The sequence below is a fragment of the Candidatus Nitrosotalea sp. TS genome (assembly GCF_011319465.1).
GTDB lineage: Archaea > Thermoproteota > Nitrososphaeria > Nitrososphaerales > Nitrosopumilaceae > Nitrosotalea.
The window spans coordinates 143035-159886 of sequence record NZ_RCMB01000013.1 but is presented as its reverse complement, the minus strand read 5'-3'; the positions used below and the strand labels follow the sequence as shown (position 1 = coordinate 159886).

26 protein-coding genes and 2 pseudogenes are annotated in these 16852 nt (G+C 40.2%); 18 read left to right on the top strand and 10 right to left on the bottom strand.

Going from position 1 to position 16852, the window contains the following annotated elements; translation table 11 throughout:
- The first annotated feature begins 6 nt into the window (after positions 1-6).
- Positions 7-330 (top strand): hypothetical protein, encoded by a 324-nt coding sequence (locus DYY67_RS06905; RefSeq protein WP_166391898.1) that lies wholly within the window; start codon positions 7-9, stop codon positions 328-330.
- On the opposite strand, the gene DYY67_RS06900 is transcribed toward DYY67_RS06905, so the two are convergent.
- Positions 323-1531: a phosphoglycerate kinase gene (locus DYY67_RS06900; RefSeq protein ID WP_166391896.1), complete on the bottom strand. Its 1209-nt coding sequence runs from the start codon at positions 1529-1531 to the stop codon at positions 323-325. The two genes, DYY67_RS06905 and DYY67_RS06900, sit on opposite strands and share 8 nt — an antisense overlap.
- Positions 1532-1720: 189 nt before the next feature.
- Between DYY67_RS06900 and DYY67_RS06895 the strand changes: the two genes are divergently transcribed.
- Positions 1721-2329: a phosphatase PAP2 family protein gene (locus DYY67_RS06895; protein ID WP_218584699.1), complete on the top strand. Its 609-nt coding sequence runs from the start codon at positions 1721-1723 to the stop codon at positions 2327-2329.
- Here the strand turns inward: DYY67_RS06895 and DYY67_RS06890 are convergent.
- Positions 2318-2629 (bottom strand): hypothetical protein, encoded by a 312-nt coding sequence (locus DYY67_RS06890; protein WP_166391892.1) that lies wholly within the window; start codon positions 2627-2629, stop codon positions 2318-2320. The genes DYY67_RS06895 and DYY67_RS06890 overlap by 12 nt on opposite strands.
- A 161-nt stretch (positions 2630-2790) precedes the next feature.
- On the opposite strand from DYY67_RS06890, the gene DYY67_RS06885 reads away from it, so the two are divergent.
- From DYY67_RS06885 to DYY67_RS06865, 5 genes are all read left to right on the top strand, one after another.
- Positions 2791-2964 (top strand): hypothetical protein, encoded by a 174-nt coding sequence (locus tag DYY67_RS06885; RefSeq protein WP_166391890.1) that lies wholly within the window; start codon positions 2791-2793, stop codon positions 2962-2964.
- A gap of 28 nt (positions 2965-2992) precedes the next feature.
- Positions 2993-3658 (top strand): hypothetical protein, encoded by a 666-nt coding sequence (locus tag DYY67_RS06880; protein ID WP_166391888.1) that lies wholly within the window; start codon positions 2993-2995, stop codon positions 3656-3658.
- Between the two features lie 45 nt (positions 3659-3703).
- Complete coding sequence (locus tag DYY67_RS06875) at positions 3704-4393, top strand: proteasome assembly chaperone family protein (RefSeq protein ID WP_166391886.1); 690 nt, start codon at positions 3704-3706, stop codon at positions 4391-4393.
- Between the two features lie 89 nt (positions 4394-4482).
- Positions 4483-4746, top strand: coding sequence for a hypothetical protein (locus DYY67_RS06870; protein ID WP_166391884.1), 264 nt, complete (start codon positions 4483-4485; stop codon positions 4744-4746).
- Positions 4724-5089, top strand: coding sequence for a hypothetical protein (locus DYY67_RS06865; RefSeq protein WP_166391882.1), 366 nt, complete (start codon positions 4724-4726; stop codon positions 5087-5089). The genes DYY67_RS06870 and DYY67_RS06865 overlap by 23 nt, the downstream gene beginning before the upstream one ends.
- Here DYY67_RS06865 and DYY67_RS06860 read toward each other — a convergent pair.
- The 3 genes and pseudogenes from DYY67_RS06860 to DYY67_RS11000 form a co-directional block, all read right to left on the bottom strand.
- On the bottom strand, positions 5086-5385 hold the full coding sequence (locus DYY67_RS06860; RefSeq protein WP_166391880.1) for an OB-fold nucleic acid binding domain-containing protein: 300 nt from the start codon (positions 5383-5385) through the stop codon (positions 5086-5088). The two genes, DYY67_RS06865 and DYY67_RS06860, sit on opposite strands and share 4 nt — an antisense overlap.
- 81 nt (positions 5386-5466) lie before the next feature.
- Positions 5467-5742: a hypothetical protein gene (locus tag DYY67_RS06855; protein ID WP_166391878.1), complete on the bottom strand. Its 276-nt coding sequence runs from the start codon at positions 5740-5742 to the stop codon at positions 5467-5469.
- Positions 5715-5897 (bottom strand): annotated as a pseudogene (locus DYY67_RS11000) (hypothetical protein); the annotation flags it as partial. The gene DYY67_RS06855 and the pseudogene DYY67_RS11000, both read right to left, overlap by 28 nt.
- 262 nt (positions 5898-6159) lie before the next feature.
- Here DYY67_RS11000 and DYY67_RS06850 point away from each other — a divergent pair.
- From DYY67_RS06850 to DYY67_RS06830, 5 genes are all read left to right on the top strand, one after another.
- A complete protein-coding gene (locus DYY67_RS06850; protein WP_166391876.1) occupies positions 6160-6831 on the top strand; it encodes a chlorite dismutase family protein in 672 nt (223 codons plus the stop codon).
- The gene (locus tag DYY67_RS06845) at positions 6828-7376 is read left to right on the top strand and encodes a DUF1802 family protein (RefSeq protein ID WP_255492944.1); all 549 of its coding nucleotides are present in this window, start codon (positions 6828-6830) and stop codon (positions 7374-7376) included. The genes DYY67_RS06850 and DYY67_RS06845 overlap by 4 nt, the downstream gene beginning before the upstream one ends.
- 12 nt (positions 7377-7388) lie before the next feature.
- Entirely contained in the window at positions 7389-8372 is a 984-nt protein-coding gene (locus DYY67_RS06840; RefSeq protein ID WP_168711848.1) for an aldo/keto reductase, read from the top strand.
- Between the two features lie 90 nt (positions 8373-8462).
- Positions 8463-8987, top strand: coding sequence for a hypothetical protein (locus DYY67_RS06835; protein WP_166391975.1), 525 nt, complete (start codon positions 8463-8465; stop codon positions 8985-8987).
- 72 nt (positions 8988-9059) lie between these two features.
- Entirely contained in the window at positions 9060-9383 is a 324-nt protein-coding gene (locus tag DYY67_RS06830) for a TrmB family transcriptional regulator (protein ID WP_166391875.1), read from the top strand.
- Positions 9384-9402: 19 nt separating this feature from the next.
- Here the strand turns inward: DYY67_RS06830 and ahbA are convergent.
- Positions 9403-10417, bottom strand: a pseudogene (gene ahbA / locus DYY67_RS06825) (siroheme decarboxylase subunit alpha).
- A 50-nt stretch (positions 10418-10467) separates the two neighbouring features.
- Here ahbA and DYY67_RS10995 point away from each other — a divergent pair.
- From DYY67_RS10995 to DYY67_RS06805, 5 genes are read left to right on the top strand one after another with little or no spacing between them, the layout of a single operon-like run.
- Positions 10468-10821, top strand: a complete 354-nt coding sequence (locus tag DYY67_RS10995; protein ID WP_255492943.1) for an NAD(P)-dependent oxidoreductase — start codon at positions 10468-10470, stop codon at positions 10819-10821.
- On the top strand, positions 10793-11161 hold the full coding sequence (locus tag DYY67_RS10990; RefSeq protein ID WP_255492942.1) for a precorrin-2 dehydrogenase/sirohydrochlorin ferrochelatase family protein: 369 nt from the start codon (positions 10793-10795) through the stop codon (positions 11159-11161). The genes DYY67_RS10995 and DYY67_RS10990 overlap by 29 nt, the downstream gene beginning before the upstream one ends.
- Positions 11158-12411: a glutamyl-tRNA reductase gene (gene hemA, locus DYY67_RS06815; RefSeq protein ID WP_166391973.1), complete on the top strand. Its 1254-nt coding sequence runs from the start codon at positions 11158-11160 to the stop codon at positions 12409-12411. The genes DYY67_RS10990 and hemA overlap by 4 nt, the downstream gene beginning before the upstream one ends.
- A gap of 31 nt (positions 12412-12442) precedes the next feature.
- Positions 12443-13423, top strand: coding sequence for a porphobilinogen synthase (gene hemB, locus DYY67_RS06810; protein WP_166391873.1), 981 nt, complete (start codon positions 12443-12445; stop codon positions 13421-13423).
- Positions 13420-13731, top strand: coding sequence for a hypothetical protein (locus DYY67_RS06805; protein WP_166391871.1), 312 nt, complete (start codon positions 13420-13422; stop codon positions 13729-13731). Before hemB ends, DYY67_RS06805 begins: the two co-directional genes overlap by 4 nt.
- Here DYY67_RS06805 and DYY67_RS06800 read toward each other — a convergent pair.
- A complete protein-coding gene (locus tag DYY67_RS06800; RefSeq protein ID WP_166391869.1) occupies positions 13722-14360 on the bottom strand; it encodes an HD domain-containing protein in 639 nt (212 codons plus the stop codon). The two genes, DYY67_RS06805 and DYY67_RS06800, sit on opposite strands and share 10 nt — an antisense overlap.
- 542 nt (positions 14361-14902) lie before the next feature.
- On the opposite strand from DYY67_RS06800, the gene DYY67_RS06795 reads away from it, so the two are divergent.
- Positions 14903-15979: an acyl-CoA dehydrogenase family protein gene (locus tag DYY67_RS06795; RefSeq protein WP_166391867.1), complete on the top strand. Its 1077-nt coding sequence runs from the start codon at positions 14903-14905 to the stop codon at positions 15977-15979.
- 206 nt (positions 15980-16185) lie between these two features.
- On the opposite strand, the gene DYY67_RS06790 is transcribed toward DYY67_RS06795, so the two are convergent.
- The 3 genes from DYY67_RS06790 to DYY67_RS06780 are packed head-to-tail and all read right to left on the bottom strand — an operon-like array spanning position 16186 to position 16847.
- Positions 16186-16326, bottom strand: a complete 141-nt coding sequence (locus DYY67_RS06790; protein WP_255492953.1) for a hypothetical protein — start codon at positions 16324-16326, stop codon at positions 16186-16188.
- 25 nt (positions 16327-16351) lie between these two features.
- Positions 16352-16723 (bottom strand): aminotransferase class III-fold pyridoxal phosphate-dependent enzyme, encoded by a 372-nt coding sequence (locus DYY67_RS06785; protein WP_166391863.1) that lies wholly within the window; start codon positions 16721-16723, stop codon positions 16352-16354.
- Positions 16653-16847: an aminotransferase class III-fold pyridoxal phosphate-dependent enzyme gene (locus DYY67_RS06780; RefSeq protein ID WP_166391861.1), complete on the bottom strand. Its 195-nt coding sequence runs from the start codon at positions 16845-16847 to the stop codon at positions 16653-16655. Before DYY67_RS06780 ends, DYY67_RS06785 begins: the two co-directional genes overlap by 71 nt.
- Between the last annotated feature and the right edge of the window lie 5 nt (positions 16848-16852).

The window sequence follows — 16852 nt, the reverse complement described above, 5'->3', positions numbered from 1 at the left end:
CAAACAATGACGATACCTATTCAGATAAGAAAAATAATTTTTGAAAAGTTCAACGATCCTAATCTTAGGTTCACAAATGATGAGGTTTTTGAGTTCCTACAGAGCGACGGACTTGACAGCTCTCTTACAATAGATGACATGGAGACATACTTTAAGCAACTACATGACGAGGGACTGATAAGGCCTATTGCCCAGAACTTTACCACTCAGTGGTTTAAGATCTTCGATGTAATTGAGAAACGTACATGCAAATCTTGCAACCAAGAATTTTACTTGGGTAAACTAGAGCCGCAAGTATGCCTCAATCCTCAATGCAAGGCAACTATTTAGCTCTGTATCTTGTAGCTGCCTCTTCCAAGGCCTGAATCATTGGAAGCTTTACGCCAGTCAAATACAACACCAGTGCGCCGCCAGCAGTACTGATGTGGTTTATCTTCTCTGTCAGGCCATATCTTTTCAGGGCAGCTGTTAGGTGTCCTCCGCTTACTATGGTTGTGGCAAAAGAGTCTGCCACTCCCTTGAGAAGTGCTTCTGTGCCAAACTTGAAATTCTCATTTTCAAAAAATCCTGCAGGTCCACTCATGAATACGGTGCCTGCACCTTGTATTGATTTTAGATAGTATTCGACCGTCTTTGGGCCTAGGTCAAATATGTTATCGCCCTTGACAAGCTCACGAACATCTATCTCTACCCTTTTTCCGTTTCTTTCTACTGCGATGTCTACTGGGACAGAAAAGACATCGGGATATTCTCCTATGAGTGAATGGGCCTTTTGGACAACCTCTTCTTCTCTTTTTATTCCTAATGGGAACTTGACTCTCCCCTGTGCTCTTAGAAACACATTTGCTATTACACCAGTAAGCAGTACTTGGTCAGCTCGTCCATTTTGGATTAATTCCTTTATTGCCTCAAGTCTGTCAACTACTTTTGATCCTCCAAGAACTAGAACATGTGGTCCTTTTGTGATGGTCATTATTTCGTCAAGCTTTCTTACCTCGCGTTCTACTAGTCTTCCGGCACATGCAGGAAGAACATGTGCAAATCCTATGATTGAAGGATGGGATCGGTGCGAACTTGGAAAAGAATCAAGAATACATAGATCAAACAATTTGGAGAGCCGACTTACCATGATTGTCTGCGATGCATCAGGAGACAAGAACTCGTAATTTTCTTCAGCGCAAAGCCTCAAGTTATCAAGCAAGATTATATCGCCATCTTTCATATTTTTAATTTCGTTTTGAGCTGCAGATCCGATTACATCCTCAACATATTTTATTTTGCGGCCCAGAATCTGTTCTAAAACTTTGGCGTGGTTTTCCATTCCGGTATAATCCTTGTTGCCTACCCTTCCTTGGTGTGACGCAATCACAACCTTTGCCCCCTCCAAGTCTTTGAGGGATTCGGTAGATTCCTTGATCCTGCTTGTTTCAATTATCTTCATACTGGTAGGATCTATTGGACAGTTCATGTCTACACGCAAAAAGACAGTCTTTCCTTTAGTATCAAAATCATCAAGAGTGAGGATTCTCACGGCGATCCTTTCTTGGGGCAGGTTAAAATCTTTTAGTCAGGCAACAGATCATGTGGACTCTTCTAGAACAATTGACGGCATTTTAATATGGATTGGCTTTCGATCAAATATACATGTCAATACTAGGAGGATCTTTCTTTGCAAAAGTGGGTTTTTGATGTAAGAAGTAGAACATTTTTCCTTTTGACATTGTCATTTTTTATACTTGTATATCTTGCATGTGCAAAAATTCTGGTCTATCAGGACAATGTCTTTGAAAACTCACTACAAAAACTGGCGGGAAACACAACTGTGGATCTTGCCATGCAGCTCTTCTCTGAGATTGGTTGGGTTTTGTATCCGATATTTGTTGCCATAGTGCTTTTTATAAGGAAAAGTACCCGGCGTCTGGGCCTCATACTTCTTCTTTCGCTACTGATAGGAACAATAGCTGCGGCATACCTGAGATGCTATACTGGATATGAAAAGCCTACAATAGAGTTCTTGGGGGCGCACCTGTCAATAGAATCTGGGGCAGATGTTGGGGTTCCATGCCAGATAGATGGCACGTTCCCGGCAGGTCATACCGTACGAACAACAATCTTTGCATTTATCGTGGGATATGCATTGTCAAAACGATTTCCCAGAGGCTGGTATTTGGTATGGCTGTATCCAATTCTTGTCTCAATTAGCAGGCTGTATCTGCTGCAGGAATATCCCACAACGGTCATTGCTGGGGCAGTACTTGGCATCCTGCTTGCAGATATAATGTCAAAAAAACTCAAGATAGAACTTATCTTTGATAAATCAGAAACCTAGGGAACTTAGGACGCGCGAGCTTATCAGTATCATTGCAAAATGATCCTGATCATGGCTGTAGATCCAATATCTTACGTCGCGCTCTTGTTTTGTCTTTCGCAGGCCAAGATTAAGCTCATTCATGATTGTAAACCCAATTTTTTTTGCTACCCCTTTGTCTTTGGTCATGATCACTTTGAATCCCCCTTTTTGCGCTGAAAATCCCAACTTGACCATCTCAGCTGCAATTTCAGGTGCGTTGAACTCGTTTTCAATCTCAAATGTTTTGGAGATGGGTATCTGTGACGGGTGAAATTCCATGCATTTTTACTGTCAATGCCAAATAAAATCTACCTGCTCTATTTCTGATCATGTTTAAAATTTTACGAAAAAATTTAGAAAATATGTAAAAAATATTAACTCTTATGTCAAATCCCGATCATAACAAAAACTTAATCGATTACAAATGCTCTAGAACGCATATGGCATCCTTGGAGACACTCACTAAATCATATAAAGCAAAGAAGATTGAGGTTACAAAATTACGAAGAAAAAGCGAGAATAATCTAAAAGTCGGTCCTTTCAACGAAGAGGAGATCATCATCAGGGCTTGCATCTTTGGCAAGACGAAACGAATCTTTAGGCAGGCAGATTGAGCATGTGGCGCAACTGCTGAATCAACACTTGGCGCAAAAGGAGAGCATATCTAGGCTCAAGATTGCAGCTGAAGAACGATTACGACAGGAACAAGATGCACAGGACAACGCAAAGCAGCAAAGCGAATACGGTGGACCTGAAGAAAAGGCAGCTGCACAAGAGAGGCTAAAATTCATCGACGAAAAGATTATCGAATTACATGCGCAATTAAAGGAACGTGAAGCGATAGAGACAAGACTTGCCAAACAGATTGAGAGTTTGCACAAGGAAAAAGCAAAACTTGATTCACAATTAAGAAAACAGATTCATACTAGGCCTGGGCTGCTTGAACAGCTAAAATCAAGCCAGAAAGCAGAGCTAGTACTACGACCAAGAGTTCAATCTTTGATTAAAAGAGAGGCTCAAACAACCAAGGTATTACAATCAATGGAGAAGCGATTGGAAGAAGTTATGGCTCAGAGGAGAAAAGCGGCAAGAAAGGCCAAGAAAAAATCTGGAAAATCAAGAGTTAAAAAACGAAGAGCTGCCAAAACAAAGAAATCTGCTGGAAAGAAAACAAAAAGGACAAAGACAAGAACTAGAAAGGCAAAAACAAAGATGTCAAGGAAAAAAGCAGTAAGACGAAAAGTAGCAAAGAGAAAAATAACGAAACGAAAAGCAAAAACACGAAGATCAAAATCAAAACGAAGATAGCAATCCTACGCTTCATTAATATTGAATAATTTTTTTCCGTAACACATGTCGCTTCCTAACAGAATTATTGTGGAAGTAACTGAGATTCCAAAACTCAAGAATCCTTCATTAATCTGCGGTCTACCGGGAAGTGGATATGTGGGAAAGCTTGCAGTTGATCACCTAATTGAAGAACTCAAGGGAATTCCGTTTGCACACATCTTTTCATCGTCATTTCCTCCACAAGTCTTGATTCAATCTGATGGGACTGCAGACCTTATGAAAAATACGTTATATTATTGCAAGAATAAATCCTGTGATCTTGTTCTTCTCAGCGGAGATGCCCAGCCTGTTAGTCCAGAAAGCGAGTATGAGATGGCAGATGAGATAACCAAGCTTTGTGAAAAGCTTGGCGTGAAGACTATCTATACACTTGCTGCATATATCACGGGAGCATTTACGAAAACTCAAAGGGTTTATGGAACAAGCACTTCGTCTGAAATTGTAAAAGAATTTCCAAAACATGATGTTCATACAATGAATAGCGGAAGCATTACGGGAATGAATGGATTGATAATTGGAGTGGGAAAGAGAAAGAACATAACTGGTGTTTGTCTGCTTGGGGAAACTTCAGGCTATGTGGTTGATGCAAAAGCGTCAAAAGCTGTTCTTGAAATTCTTGCCAAGATGCTTGATCTAAAACTGGATCTGGCTGGAATTTCGAAAAAAGGCACAAGACACAGAACAACTTGTTAAAACAATTGAGGAACAAATGGGTGGCAGATCATCGCCTGAATCATTACCCATATCACAACACGATAAGAGACTAGGATATATCAGCTGAAATGAAAAAACGCGGACCAATTGTAATGATTATAGGCGCGGCGTTGATAGCTATTGCTTTTGTAACATCTTATTCTGTTATGGAAAGAGCCGGTCTGAACTCTGGCAACGGTGGGTTTTTTCCGTCGCCAGAAAACATGTTCGACGAAGTATCTGAAAAAGAAACAATTGATCCTGGAAATGCATACACATTTTCCCATACGACTTCATCATCCCAAGGTGCCATTGATGTGGGGTCTCTATATGGAAGATTACAAACCAGATGACAAAGTTGCAGTAAATGTTACCAATATTTTTGGTGACAAGTTTGGTTCTTTTCAAGAAGGAGAACCCATATTCATAAAGTCATTTATGATACCAAAGGTGGACACGTATAGCTTCAACGTGGAAAACATGGGTAACTCGTCAGTAACAGTAGAGACCATGTTTACAGAGAATCCTGAAAAATCAAAGGCTCTAACTGATCCAAATTCGCCATTTAATCAAAACATCGTGCCTCTGGCAGCTGCAGGCTTTATGTTGATAATTGGGATAATTGCAATTATTGCTGGAATAATACTTGGCGTAATAGACTGGAAAAAGAACAGGAATCAGTCTAGATATATCTAGAATTCTATTACTTCGAGTTTGCCGTACTTGCCTACGTTAAGAGAATTTTCTCCTCTAAATGTAGAGATGTATCCGTTTTCAATTCTGATCTTTGAACCCTGTTTTACCATCTTGATCTGTGCATCCCATAAGGTAAGCTTGATCTCTCCGGTGTCATCTTTTAGCATTGCATCTGCAACTTGGGCCTGTCCACCTGTCTTGAGGTTTACAGTTCTTGGTTCGCTTATGCTGCCTATGACTCCCTCAACAGGCTCTAACCTGTTTTGTGGTTTGTTGAGTTGGCCTATGTTTGGCATTCAGTAAAATTTTTCAGGCTCAAATAATAAGTGTTTTGATACAAACTTCTGCTAAGATGTTGATGTTCGGGCATTAGAAATTTACATTGTTAACTTTCGGGGTTTGAATACAAGCCCTAGAAACAATGCAATTCCAATCAATGCGAATCCTGCAAAGAAAATCGGTTCGGTAACATTAGGATTGAGATTGTAGTATCCTTGCATATCTGTACATGTAGGGCAATGTTGTAGGACACCTGCTAAATCTTCCTTGCTTAATTGAATATGGATGTGAACTGGCATTAATTCAAGACCAACAAAATTCAAGGCAATGCCAGTAATTGCAATAATTAATGTGATAGTTTTTCTATTTGCCAACTATTAGATTTTTGTGAAGTCAGTCTAATCAAATTTTCTATCTTATTCTGTCCTGAATCTAGCTTGATTCCTGCTTTTTCTGCGGGAGTCTGATCTATCGAACTGTGATTTCTAATGAAATTATAATGAATCCTAAAAACATCAATTGTTTTCTGAATAGATTTTGCGTATTTGAATAAATGAGACACAATTAAGAAGAATATGCGCTCCATATTATGACGATCATTGTTATTATGAAAGCACTGAAAATAGAGCCCATCACAATCGTCAATACTTTTTTCCTACTCATCTTGGTTAACTCTTAGTTTTGCCTTAATTGACATGTTATTTCATTCTATCTGGGAACGATGGTACCTATTTTCAAGCCACGAATATAGTGATTAGATTTTAAATAACCATCAATAAAACAAGACGAGCATGAGCGAACAACCAAGGACATTCTTTAATTTCTCCTTCTTTAAGGTTGATCCAAAATGGCGCTGGATGGCAGACCTTGCAAAAGACGAGTCTGCAAAAGAGGTGGAAAACATATTGAAAAATTCACAAATGCCGTACAGGTCATATTCCACCCTCGGACTACGTGATGACGCAGAATTCTTGTTATGGTTTGCATCCGAGTCTGTTGAGAAGCTACAGGATGTAATCTCAAAATTATACTTGACAGTTTTTGGAAAATACATAATTCCAACACATGTTTATCTTTCATGCACAAGACCATCAGTATATACAAAAAACTCTACAACCCATGGCTGGCTTGCAGGTGAAGAACAAAAAAAATATGTCATCGTATATCCATTTATCAAGACCAGAGGATGGTATCTCCTTCCACTTGAAAAGAGAAAAGAGCTAATGTCAGAGCACATTGCAGTTGGACAAAAATATCCAGAAGTAAATTTGAACACGACCTATTCTTTTGGCATTCATGATGAAGATTTCATGCTTGCATTTGAAACTGATAACCTGGACAAGTTTCAGGACTTGATAATGGATCTTAGAGAGACTCGCGTCAGTGAATATGTGCAAGTTGACACACCAATGATAGTTTGTGTGAAAAAAGACCTTATCTCAATGATAAGGAGCCTCGGATGATGAAGGCACTAAAGGAATGGGCAACCGTAGTAAAAGCACTTGAGAACGGAAACCAGACTGTTTTATTGAGAAAGGGTGGAATTCTTGAGACTGAATCAGGATTTAGGGTTGAGGCAACAAAGTTTGCATTGTTTCCAACTTTTGAACATCAGGACAATGCGTCGCTAAAATCACAATATTATGGATATCTTGCTGATGTAAGAGAGGATAAGCCAAGGGAAGGGTACAACAGAATTACTTCGATTGCACAAGTAGTTGAGGAGCGCGACATTTCATCAATTGAAAAAATAGAACAACTATCGCCATTTCACATTTGGAGCGACTCTTACATAGTTGAAAGAATGAACTGGATGCCGTCAAAACCCATGAAGGCGGTTTTTCTCAAGGTTTTCAAGATTGCTGAAACTGAGGTACCTGTATTGCCAGATTACCACGGATGTAAATCTTGGATAGAATTAAATGTAAATTCGGAATCTGGACAATCTGTTTTGAGCGATGCGGAACTACAGCAGCAATTGGAAGAGTTTAGGAGAATTGTAAATTGAAATACCGAACCCTTGGCAAAGAGTGGAATAAAGGTCTCTGAGATAGGATTTGGAGCATGGACTCTGGGTCTTGATTGGTGGGGAAAGAAGATTGAGGATGATGAGGCCAAGCGACTGTTAAAACACGCATATGATTTAGGAATTAATTATTTTGAGACTGGTGATATCTATGGAAGAGGTAAAAGCGAGCAACTAATTGGCGAAGTCTTCTCTGGAATGAGAAACGAGGTTGTAATATCTACAAAATATGGATATGACATTTACAGTAACGAACAGATAGGCCACAAGGAACTTCCGCAGAAATTTACTCCGGAATTTACCGAATTTGCATTGAAGAAGAGCATGGAGAGATTGCAAACTGACTATCTTGACGTCTATGGCCTGCACAATCCAAAGATCCATACTATTCGCGACAAGCCAATATTTGATTATCTAGATAAAAAAGTAAAAGAGGGCATCATCAAAAGCTACCAAATTGCTCTGGGTCCTGCAATTGGATGGACTAGGGAGGGGCTTGATGCAATGGATCTTACAAACACTACTGCGGTACAGACAGTATACAATATCTTGGAGCAAAACCCGGGAAACATACTGGTAGAGCAGGGTGAAAAACACAACGTGGGCATTCTTGTCAGAGTGCCAGATGCTTCTGGTATACTAACCGGCAAGGTCACAGCAGACACAAAGATTAGCGAAAAGGACCACCGTTCTGTGAGAAGCGGAGACTGGGTGAAGCAATCACTTCAAAAGGTTGACCAACTCATGCCTATTGCAAAACGATATGGATGGAACATAACTGAACTTGCAATCAAGTTTCTCTTGTCACATAATGGGGTATCATCGGTGCTTCCTACTGTTGTAAGCGAAGAAGAGATCACAATGTTCTCGCAAATGGCTGATGGGAAATATCTTAATGCATCAGATAAGAAAGAGATAACTGAACTTTTCAACCAGTGGCCTCCATACGAACTCAAGGCGTCTGCACAAACTGCGTGAGAAGATAACTTTGAACCTCGTCTTACCAAGTATTTTTAACAATGTTTTTCTTCTCTGTATACACAAAAGGAGATAGAATGGAAAATGGTATTGGCTACTAAAAAGACATCAACTATGACATTCCGAATTGATGAAGAAGTTCTAAACAAACTGCGAGAAGAATCTGAGCACAGAGAGACAAGTCTTAACACGTTTGTCAATCAGATCTTTAAGAGATATGTAGAATGGGACATGTTTGAATCAAAGGTTGGGATGGTACCTGTTGCCAAGCCAATAATTGTGGAACTTTTTGGAAAGATGTCAAAAGATGAGATAATAGACATGGCTAACCGAATAGGAAAAAATGTTGTCAGAGATATTGCATTGTTCATGAAGGGAGACATCAGTTTGACCTCTTTTCTGTCGTGGTTTGAGGTAAGGATGAAGGCCTCTTCAATTGAGATAAATCACAACATAAAAAATGGCTATCATACATTTATTGTAAAACATGATCTTGGCGACAACTGGTCTTTGTATCACAAGACTGTACTTGATTTGATATTTGTTGATGTTCTTGATAAAAAAGTCCAGTTCGATTATAATGCTGGCATGATATCATTCAAGTTCAGCGATTAGATGTTTGCAACTGTTTGCATCTGAGTACATTCTAATCTTCCTTGTTATATCGACCGGAACAAAATAGATACTGTGCAGGTACTTCTTTTAGGAAGAGATGTGGACCAGGAAAACACGCGCAATGCCATATTGAAGATAATCTCAAACGAGCAGGCCATCCAAGTACTTGAATGCAGCATAGATTCTCCAAAATCTGCATACGAAATCAGCACGACATGTAATATTCCCCTCACTCAGGTGTATCGTTGGGTTAGAAAGTTGCACAAGATGGGGCTTGTTCGTATATCGGGGGCAACAAACGATGCCGGCAAAAAATATTTTATGTATAAAAGTAAAGTGAGGGAAATAAAGATAGTACTGAGTGATACTTTTAGCCCCAAAATAGAAATATCGTAAATATTTTTTCTGTTCTGTCTTACACTGTAATTGTTTCTTCTATCTTGAATTCGTGCTCTACAAAGTATTCGACTCGAGTCTTTTTGAATTCTCTTGAACTGAATAATATTTTGTAGTCGTGTACGTCTATCTGGTTTTGGATCTCAGTTGCAATCTTCTGGGCATCATCATTTGATTTGCAGTGAACCATTGAAAATACATTGTAAGGCCAGTCCGGATAAACAGGTCTCTGATAACAATGACTTACTTGGGGAAATGCTCCCAGCTGTGCTCCTACCTGCTCTATTCTTTCTTCTGGCACCTTCCACACTATCATGCCATTTGCCAAAAAGCCTACCTCTCTGTGCCTTAGTATGGCTGCAAATCTACGCATCACGCCAATTTCTTCGTAATATTTGGCCTTTTCAAGAACTTGCTCCTCTGTTATTCCAAGACTTTGTGCGGCTTTTAAAAACGGTCTCTCAGTTATATCTAGATCTTTTTGCAGCTCGCGGATGTATCTCTTGTCCTCTTCGGTTGCAACAAATTTTACTTCGTGAATCTTTTTCTTCTCTTCAACAGGTTTGACTTCTGCCTTTTTCTCGTCTACCATCTCAAGCTTGACGCCAATCTTGAAGAGCTTTATTGTTGGAAGCATTCTGACCTTGTTGATGCCTTGTAACTTTGAAAACTTGTCAATCTCGGATTTTAGGTCTGAACCAGGTGGGACAGCTAGGGTAAACCAGAGATTGTATTCGTGGTTTCTCTCATAGTTGTGGCTGACGCCTGGGATGCTTGTTTACTTGGTTTGCAATGTTGTCAAGCTTGTCAGCATCAATTGCCATTGCAACCAGTGCACTTTTGTATCCTAGTCTTCGCGTGTCAAAGATTGCGCTAAGCTGTCTTACTATTCCAGCTTCTTTGAGTGCACGCAGTCTCTGCATCAAATCTTCGTCTGAAATTTGAAATTTCTTTGCAATATCAGAATACGGTCTTGGAACAAGAGGAAATGTCCACTGGATTTCATTTAGAATTTCCTTGTCCATCTTGTCCATGAATACACATCCAAATCTTGCTTACAATTAAAAATGTTACCTAGATTTTCATGGAATCTATAAATATCTTACAAAGACAGCGAGAATCATTGATAGTTGATCTAAATCTCAAGGGAAACTTGGTGATTGTTGTAGGTGGCGGAAACGAGGGACTCAAAAAGGTCAATGCGTTGCTTACCCAAGACTGCAAAATTCTTCTAATCAGCGATTCAACTAACCGGCAAATAGACAAGTATGTAAAACAAAAAAAGATCCAATTTAAAAAAATAAGACTTGTAAATGCTGATTTTATAAAAAAATACAAACCATTTGCGGTACTTGCAACTACAGATGATAGAGATCTGAACAGAAAGATAGTAGGAGCAGGCAAAGAAGATGCGATGCTATGCCTATGCGGCAGATGATCCAGAGGTAAGTGACTTTGCATTTGGTTCTGTCATAAACATCCAGGATACAGTACAGATAGCGGTATCTACCGGCGGACGAAGTCCGGCAATGGCGCGCAGACTGCGAATGCAGGCAGAAAAGATCTTCAAGAAACTAATCAAAAAGGAGGACATTTATCAAATAAAACTGCAGGACTTTGCCAGAAGGGCAGCCAAGACAAAACTTGCCACCTTTCCTGAGCGCAAAAAGTTCCTCTACCGTGTCATGAATGACAATCATATCAAACAATTAATAGCTGACGGAAATCTAAAAAAAGCACAGAAATACGTGATCGAGATGTTGGGTGATCTAAACTGACAAGCAATGTAATCAACGCTAGAGTTACTTTTAGAAAGTCCCCAATACACATGCTTGAGAGATTTACATTTAGAAATATTGATTCTGCATACGAGTCTTTCCTGAAACATTCTGGACTGCAGGAATGTGTGCTATTGCAAACTTGCAACAGGGTGGAACTATTTGGATTTGGAAATCATGAAGACATTGAAAAGATAAAAAAGACATGGGCATCTGTATCTGGCCTTGAGGAAAATGCCTTCAAAGAAAATCTGGAGATAAGCCAGGGAACGGAGGCATACCAGCACCTTCTAAAACTTACCTCGGGGCTTGACTCGCTTGTTATTGGGGAGGATCAAATTCTTGGACAGATAAAAGAATCAATCAGCACAGCACGCGAGATGCGGGCATCAGGAAGTGCACTGAACACCATGTTTGACAAAGCAATCCGTGTGGGAACACGAGTAAGACAGGCAACGGGAATAAGCAAGGGAAGCATCTCTATTGGTTCAATGGCAGTCAAGCTTGCCGAAGAAAATATCGATGACCTAAAATCCAAAAACATTCTCTTGATTGGTACTGGAGAAGCCGCAAGCCTTGTGGCAAAATCGCTCAAAAAACGCGGAATTGACTTTAATGTAACAAGCAGAACATTTGAACGCTCAAAATCTTTTGCAGAAACTGTGGGTGGAAACCCGCTCAAGTTTGAGGGAGCAATTGCAAACTTTCAGTCAGTTGACGTACTTTTTGTCGCAACCGTTGCTCCATACTTTTTGGTTACGCATGACAGGGTAAAGGAAGCAATGGAATCGCGCAAAAATGGCATGTTGATAATGGATCTCTCAAATCCAAGAACTGTTGATGAGAAGGTTGCTACAATAAAGAAGATAAAAATGATGAACCTAGATCAGATTGCAGAGATGGTGGACAAGAACATGCGCACAAGAATGGGCGTAGTATCCTCAGCGGAGAAGATAATTAACGAGGAGTTGCCAGTAATGGAAGCAGCAATGAAAAGAATTGAGGTAGAACCAATAGTAAAGAATGTCTTCAAGGAAATTGACCAGGCGCGAGTCAAGGAACTCAAAAAAGCTTTGCAAATGCTTGGAGAAAAAGATGAGCAAAAAATTAGAATTATTGATCAGCTCACGCAAGCCATAGTGGAAGACATAATCTCAGTCCCAATGAATAATCTAAGAAAGGCATCTGAGCAAGGAGATTCTGAAATACTCAGAACTGTCACAAAACTCTTTGACTATAAGAAAGAGTAAATTATATTGCTAGGAATTTGTGATTTTTGTAATGTCTTATCCTAATGTACGGCTTAGAAGATTGCGAAAGACTGGAAAGATTCGTGAGCTGTTAGAAGAGGTACGACTTTCTCCAAGAGACTTGATCTGTCCTGTATTTGTGCAAGAAGACCTCAAGTCAAAACTCCAGGGCCAATCCATGCCAGGTTTTGAAAGACTTCCGTTAAAAGATGTGGTGGCAGAAGTAAACTCTATTGCAGAACTGAAGATTCCAGCTGTCATGATTTTTGGAATTCCATCACACAAAGATGATGGGGGAACATCGGCATTTGCATCAGATGGCATTGTGCAAAAGACAATATCTGAAATTCGAAAAAATCTTGGCAATGACATTGCAATAATGTCAGATGTCTGCCTATGCCAGTATACCAGCTCAGGACACTGTGGACTGGTAAAAGGTGATAAAATTGATAATGATTCTAGTCTTGATACGCTGGCAAAGGTAGCTGTAAGCCAGGCCCAAGCAGGTGTAGATGTTGTATCTCCGTCTGCCATGATGGACGGGCAAGTAAAGGCAATAAGGCATGCACTTGACGATGCCGGATTTTCAGATGTGGCAATAATGTCCCACTCTGCAAAACACAGGTCATCTCTTTATTCTCCGTTCAAAGACATGGCTCACTCTGCTCCGCAGTTTGGCGACAGAAAGACCTACCAGTTGCCATATACCAACCCAAAGGAAGCCATGCGGGAAGTAGAGACTGACATTGCAGAAGGCGTAGATATTATCATGATAAAACCTGCATTGGCATATCTTGACTTGATTGCAACCACAAGGCAAAGATTCAACGTACCAATATCGGCATACAGTGTATCTGGGGAATATGCATTGGTAAAAGCGGCTGCAATGCAGGGCTGGATAGATGAAAAGGAAGTGACACTAGAAATTCTGACTGCAATTAAGAGGGCAGGTGCAGATATGATAGTAACATATTTCTCAAAGATTGCCGCAAAAGCTCTCGGCGAGAAATGAGGGACGACGAAGGCTTTGAGATAGACCGGGCTTTTGACTTGTTGCCACATGTTGTGGGTGCAAGCTGGGCTACTATATGGTTTAGAATAAACAAGATTAGAAGGCCAAGCATTGAAGAATTTAGGAACAAGGTTGCAGAATACTATGCAATGCTAGATCCTATAGTTAACTCATATTCTCAAGATGAAAAGTTTGCAGACATGACAAGACACATCAAGATGCGAAACCATGATGAGATAGAGCGAATACTAAAAGGAAGAAATCAGGAAATAGAAAAGCGCTTCAAAAGATACCTCGATTATGGATAAATCTCGTCTCTGAGAACGTCTAGAAACTCTAGCATTATCTTTACTCTTTTTCTTGCTTCCTGCTTTGCGCTCTTTGTATTCATTTTCTTCTCCAAGAGCAACAACTTTTTGTAAAAATGGTCCAAAGTCCACTTGGTGTCATCTGGGCTACGAGTCTTACAAAAAGGATCTTTATTGCTGTAAAATGGCCTTTTTTCAGCACCTCCAACAGAAAACGTCCTTGCAATTCCAATTGCACCTATTGCGTCAAGCCTATCTGCGTCCTGAAGTATTTTTCCTACCATTGTCTTTGGCACTGAACCCCTTGAGAAACTGTGGTCACGGATTGCATCTGAAATTATTTCAATCTCTTCTTTTGTGTAACTGTACCTGACCAAGATTTGCTTTGCTTTTGCTGCACTCTCTACTGACGAATTCTTGGACCGTGGGTCTGATTTTGGATAGGATACAATATCATGTAAAAGGGCAGCTGCAAGTACAAGCCTTGGGTTTGCCCTTTCCATCCTTGCAAGCCTTTGGGCATTACTGTAAACTCTCATAACGTGTTCAAAATCGTGGGCGGGATCGTTTTTTCCTACTTTTTTCCTTACTAGTTTTTTTAATTTTTCAATGTTGCCTGCCTTTTTCATTGAAAACACATCTGGGTTATTGTATATATGAACATAAACTGGTTGTACAAGCGATCTGGACTTGTGTATGGTTGAAAATTCTAGAGTTTGTCATTGTTATTCTTGTATTTTGTAGAACAATATGCTGAAAGAATTATCTTTTTGAAAAAAATAGATGAATCGTTCAATATCCTTATAAATAAAAAAGTGTATAATGATATCATGAGCTCAAAAGCGTGGAAATGTTATAGATGCAATCTTGTTTTTACTGATGCATCCCACGCTGACTTGCATGTAGATCTTTCAAAGCATGCAGTCCGAGAGATAAATCTCATAAAAGCCTAAAACTTCGATAATCTTATTGCCACATACTAGAGAGTACATTCATGTCATACTCTAATATCTCAAAGATGAATTTTGAGGTATCTGAGTGAGCAAAAAAATTTTCTCGAACAGGTAGACCAGGCCTGCAGGTCTATCCGAGATCATGAAACAAAATGCTATCTTGAAGAAAAACCAAATGACATGATAGTTCCAGTGTTTGGAAAGATTGGGATGCTTGGATGCCCATCTCAAAAAAACATGGCGGTCTGGGCTATGATATCCTGACGTACGTATTTGCACTAGAAAGGATAGGGCGGGAGGGAAATTCATTGCGCACGTTCTTTTCTGCTCATGTGTCCATAGGGCAGATGGTTTTACAAAACTGGGCAAACGAGGAGCAAAAAAAGCGATATCTTCCTGATACAATATCAGGCAAGAGCATCATGGCATTTGGGCTCACTGAGCCTGATGCAGGAAGCGATCCAGGTTCCATGACTACAAAATTTGAGGAAAGTGGAGATAATTTTATTCTAAACGGCAAAAAACACTGGGTGGGAAATGGGACTCTTGCAAAAGTAATGACTACATATGCAAGAGGACCTGACGGAAGAATTTCTGCATTTATTGTAGATACTAACTCTAAAGGATTTCATGCACAAGAGATGAAAAATAAGATGGGCTTGCTTAGCATAAAAAATGCCGAGGTTACATTTGAAAACTGTATTGTGCCAAAAAAGAATCTTTTGGGAACAAAGGGAAAAGGACTGAGCATAGCTTACAGTGCGCTAATAGATGGAAGGCTAAGCGTTGCTGCAGGTGCGATAGGTGTGATGAAAGACTGTCTTGACGAATCTATCATGTACTCGAAAAAAAGAGTACAGCATGGTTCGGCACTTGCCAAAAAACAACTAATCCAAGAACATTTGTCCACCATGATACTAAATGTCGAAAGCTCGCGATGGCTTGTTTATCGAGCTGCTGCGGCAAGACAGAAACTTCATGATTACGTGGAGAATCTAAAGGAAAAAGACTCGAACTGGCAGGAAATGCTAAACAGAGAAGACAAGGAATATTCCACACTGCGAGGCAAGGCAGATAGGCTTGCGGCAATAGCCAAGCTGCATTCTACAAATGCTGCATTTGATTCGGCAAACAGGGCAGTCCAGATCTTTGGCTCTTTTGCATATCAGAAGACAACCCGGGTAGCCAGACACTTTTTGGACTCGCGGGCAATCATAATTTACGAGGGCGCAAACGAAGTGCTCAAGCTAAAGATAGCCTCGCTTGAGCTTGGTGACAAGTATCAGGCATACTAGTGAATAATTGGCAAAAAATGATCTCTTAGCAACAAGGTCATGCCTAAAAAATGAGCTAATAGGGTCAAAATTACGCACGAAAAATGAGCTGTTTTTGCCTAGTCCGAGATTCTCTATATTACATGAAGAAAGAATTTGGTCAGTACCTCATTTCAATATACATATGCGTTTCCAGTGGAAAATATGGCAAGATTTTGAGTAAAATCTCAGTCCCTTGACAAGACCTGGTTCATTATGGACAAGCCTTGCTCTATCTGATCTTTTGTTATTACAAGTGGCGGTATTATCCTCAGGGATTTTTGGCCTGCACCAAGAGTGAGCAGTCCATTTCTGAATAAATTGGCCAACTTTTTCTCTCTGCGTGCTCTGGTGTCAAACTCTAGGCCAATCATTAGGCCTAAGTCCCCTCACATCTGTCACTCCTTTTTTGCCTACAAGTTCCTGCAAACCCTTCCTTAGAAGGTTGCCCATCTTGGTTGCATTTTCTAGCAACTTGTCACGCTTTATGACCTTGATGGTTCTTGCTCCTACCGCCATGTCTATTCTGCTGCCTCCTCCCCAAGTGCTAGACAGAGCTGACCTATCGGCTGGCTCAAATTTCTTGTTGTACATTGTAGCTCCTACCTGTAACGCCTTGGCAGTACTCATGATATCAGGTGTTACTCCATAATGCTCAAAGGCCCACCACTTGCCTGTGTGCCCAATGCCTGACTGTACCTCGTCTAAAATCAGACGGCACACCATATCGCGTGGCACACCTTCTCAGGTTTTTGATGAATTTTTTGCTTGCAACATAATATCCGCCCTCGCCTTGAACAACCTCGGTTAGAATAAATGCAATCTTGTTTTCCTTGAGCAAAGATTCCACAGAAT